The 3299-nt window shown below is 56.0% G+C and carries 3 protein-coding genes and 1 pseudogene; 3 read left to right on the top strand and 1 reads right to left on the bottom strand.

The window, feature by feature from the left end:
- Together IVA80_RS22075 and IVA80_RS22065 are read left to right on the top strand one after the other, a co-directional pair.
- Window positions 1–85, top strand: a pseudogene (locus IVA80_RS22075) (IS5/IS1182 family transposase); the annotation flags it as partial.
- A gap of 1655 nt (window positions 86–1740) precedes the next feature.
- A complete protein-coding gene (locus IVA80_RS22065) occupies window positions 1741–2208 on the top strand; it encodes a hypothetical protein (protein WP_247435157.1) in 468 nt (155 codons plus the stop codon).
- On the opposite strand, the gene IVA80_RS22060 is transcribed toward IVA80_RS22065, so the two are convergent.
- On the bottom strand, window positions 2179–2619 hold the full coding sequence (locus IVA80_RS22060) for a hypothetical protein (protein ID WP_247435154.1): 441 nt from the start codon (window positions 2617–2619) through the stop codon (window positions 2179–2181). The two genes, IVA80_RS22065 and IVA80_RS22060, sit on opposite strands and share 30 nt — an antisense overlap.
- Before the next feature lie 254 nt (window positions 2620–2873).
- Between IVA80_RS22060 and IVA80_RS22055 the strand changes: the two genes are divergently transcribed.
- Window positions 2874–3074: a hypothetical protein gene (locus IVA80_RS22055; protein WP_247435149.1), complete on the top strand. Its 201-nt coding sequence runs from the start codon at window positions 2874–2876 to the stop codon at window positions 3072–3074.
- Window positions 3075–3299 lie beyond the last annotated feature (225 nt).

The raw sequence follows: 3299 nt of genomic DNA, 5'->3' as shown, positions 1-3299 counted from the left end.
CGCCATCGCCACCCGCTACGACAAAACCGCCAGAAATTTCCTCGCCGCAATCCACCTCGCGGCTGCTATCATCTGGCTCAATTGAGGACAGGCCCTAGGCCCTAGGCGCTATTGCTGCAGCTGCAAAGAAATCATCACCGCCGCCCGCCCCGGAAATTGTCATGCCCGTGGTAGCAGCTAACAAGGGTGATCGTCTGCCGCTCGCACTCAAACAGGACACGCCGACGGCCACTGAGAGGATGGATGTTGCGTACGTTCAGCCTCGCGAAGAGGAGCAGCCTGATTTGCCAGCGCCAAAGCAAGCCGCTCTCCCGCCGCATCGCGACTTTGCTCCGCGCCATTGGCACGATCCGCACGACCCGAAAGCCAAGCCCGCAAATAAAAGAGCCGACAGCAGAATAGGATCGAGAAAGGGCACGGCTGATCAGCCTCTAAAGCAGGTTGAAGCTAAGCGGTGCCGTGCAGACGGGCTTGATCCACTCTTGAGAAAGCTGAGCTTATCGCAGCCGTGCGATTCCTGACGTGACCTCAGCGGTAATCGCCCTCTGCGCAATTCATTCGTGTCATTATTCGTCTTGCGGCTCATCGCCGTTAATGATTGATTTAGTTCGCAGCATGATCATTGGGGAGCCGCAAGGGATCCGGTCATGCAAGTGCACCAGGCGAATACCTTGGAAGAAATCGAGGTGACGGTCGCTGATAGGATCAGCGAAGTCCCAATGCCGCGTGTGACGCTGAACCCGCGAGATTTCTCAAGTCCCTGTCGAGAAGAGGTTCTGGCGTTATTGAAGCCAGGCGGCGATCGAACGCGCACCCTTTGCCTGGTCACAGGCGCACTGATCGCTGGCTTGCTATTGGGATGGGTTGGCGGCTTTGCTTGGTACGGTCCCATAACTTTCGCGTCGCTCAATTCAACCACTCAGACAGAAGCACTTCCGCGTCGAACTGCCGAAACAAAGTCAGGCCGCAAGACCGAAGGATCGCGACAGACGGTATCGACCCTGGGTCTGCGAACACCGCCAGGCGTAAGTCAAAGGTCTGCGGATCGAGCGAGCATTTCCGCCAAGCCTGCGGCCGCATGGGCGGACGGGATTCATCTATCCGGGGACGCTTCCAGCACGGCGTCTCAGGCCGTCCAAGCAGATATGACGGTGACCGGCTCGATAGCTCCCAGCGCACCTCTCGTCCCGACGCCGGAAACAAGGCCGACAACCATTGAGGGGTGGACTGTTCTTGATGTTCGCGGCGGGACGGCGGTTCTTGGAGGGCCCGATGGGGTTCGGATGGCAACACGCGGCGATACAGTTCCCGGCATCGGGCGAATCGAATCCATCGTGCGTTGGGGCAACCGGTGGATTGTAGCGACAGCTAGTGGATTGATCTCGACGCCGTAAAAAGCGCTCAGACCTCTCTTCCGGCTTTCTACAGCGTATTCGGCAACTTGAGTTCGTGGCGAGTCAGCTCCTCCTTCAGCTGTCGTTCCGCTTCCAAATAGAATTCCTGATCCGCTCCTTAGGCATTCCTGCCTGCTCCCACAGGTGATATGCGTGGCGCTCGATGAGATAAGGGCGGCTTACGATTGCCGTTCTCTTCCGCCTAGTCCGTAACACGGCTAAATCGTCTCAGTGAGTAGCTCTCGTACGGTTCTCTCTGACCCACATCCGGCTCATCATTGCCGTTGCAGCTGCAGGACGGGCGACCGTTCGGTATTGCGTACCAGACGAGACGTATCTCCGCATCTTGTCGCTTGCGAAACGTCCGCAAAAGCGTTTCGTCGATCGTGACCTCAGCCCTCCTATGGAATCAATACAGCATCAGCTTGTTGCGAAGCTCGCGTGCTTCGTCCTTGAAGCTTTCAGGGAGATTTATCGGGATGCCGGAGCGCAGAGGCCGCGATCCCCTCTCTTCGATTATGAACCGGCTCTCCAATCCCTTATCGTCGTAGCTGCCGCGCGTCGCTACGATCTTCGGCCCGTAGACGTGAAAGGCTTGCGGTTTGAACTCCCGCTGCTGGTCATCAACGTTCGCAGCACAGGCAAGCCGCGAACATTCCCGTTGTTCAAGATCTTGACGATCTCGGCCTTCTCGTCGCTGAAGCGAAAATCGGCTTCATCAAAAATGAGCGTGCCCCTGAAAGCATTCAGCGTATGGAAACTCGGCGATACCGTTGATGTACCGCTAGCGAAAAAAACCGCGATAGCAAAGTGAACCAAGCGTCAGAAGGGCGCGAGTCTTGCCGCTTCCATAGTCGCCCCGCAAGCGCAAATATGCTTCATTGAAAGCATCATAGAGCCCGGTCAGGAGCACATAGTACGTGGCGACTTTCTCGAACGATGTACTGAAGTCGACGTAGCGATGAATGAATTGCTCTATGTCAGCGACTAGATGTTCTTCGCTTCCATAAATCGATGGCTCGGATGGAAGCGTTACAACTTCATTCTTCAAGAGGTTGTTGTTCGGAGAGAATGGTACCAGGCGCGTATCGGAGCCGAGATCGATCGCATCCTGCAGCGTCAAACGTCCGGCGTTATAGATTGCGAAAACCGTTCGCCGTTGCTTTGGATCGAATGCCATCTCCACTATGGTGCCATCTTCGAGAATTGCAGAGGCCGTCGGCACGATCTGCTTTTTGTCTCGCCGATGTTAGGTTCCATGAGAGGAGGTTAGCTCGCGCTCTGGAAACACCACAGGAGGGAGATAGCGGCGGAGTTGGCATATCAGCGAGAACCGCGCGTTTGCGGCATCGCGGCATTTAGAGCGCAAAAGAGGGCGATAAGTACCCGAGCTATACAAGACAGCCAATCTGCAATGAAAGACGTTCGATCATTCGCTTGATCATGATTGCGTTCGTGGTATGTAGCAGTCGTTCGACAATGGAGAAGCAATTGCCCAAGAACGCAACGAAGAAGAAAGCTGCGCGCAAGCCATATTCTGCAGCCGATATCAAACTGCTGAAGGCGCACTCGAAAGCAAGAACGCCCGTGGCGAAAGTAGCGAAAACACTGAAGCGTTCAGAGGGCTCACTGAGGCAGAAGGCGCTGTCTTTGGGGATTGGTTTGGGTCATCAAAGGTAGAGCACCCGCGATAGGGTGCCGCGAGGAAGCCGAGGCGCAGAGAGTGACGCTGACCAACTTGGCAAATGCTCGCCCCTGGAACTGACGGTGCAGTAGCCTACTATCCCGCTCCTGCTCACCATCAACTGAGCTGGCTCCGCAAATTTGAACAGGAGGATAAGTGGAATTTCTGCCTGACGGCGGCGATAATCGCCGCGAACAGGAGAGACCATGAGCAGACGACCG

Origin of the sequence: Bradyrhizobium sp. 139 (genome assembly GCF_023074175.1) — a bacterium.
In the GTDB taxonomy this organism is placed as follows: domain Bacteria; phylum Pseudomonadota; class Alphaproteobacteria; order Rhizobiales; family Xanthobacteraceae; genus Bradyrhizobium.
The sequence above is the reverse complement of the archived record's forward strand: the minus strand, read 5'-3'. Positions and strand labels throughout refer to the sequence as shown.

Excerpts from the sequence above, each read along its gene's own strand:
- IVA80_RS22055 (WP_247435149.1), top strand. The coding sequence starts at position 2,874 with ATGGAGAAGCAATTGCCCAAGAACGCAACGAAGAAGAAAGCTGCGCGC.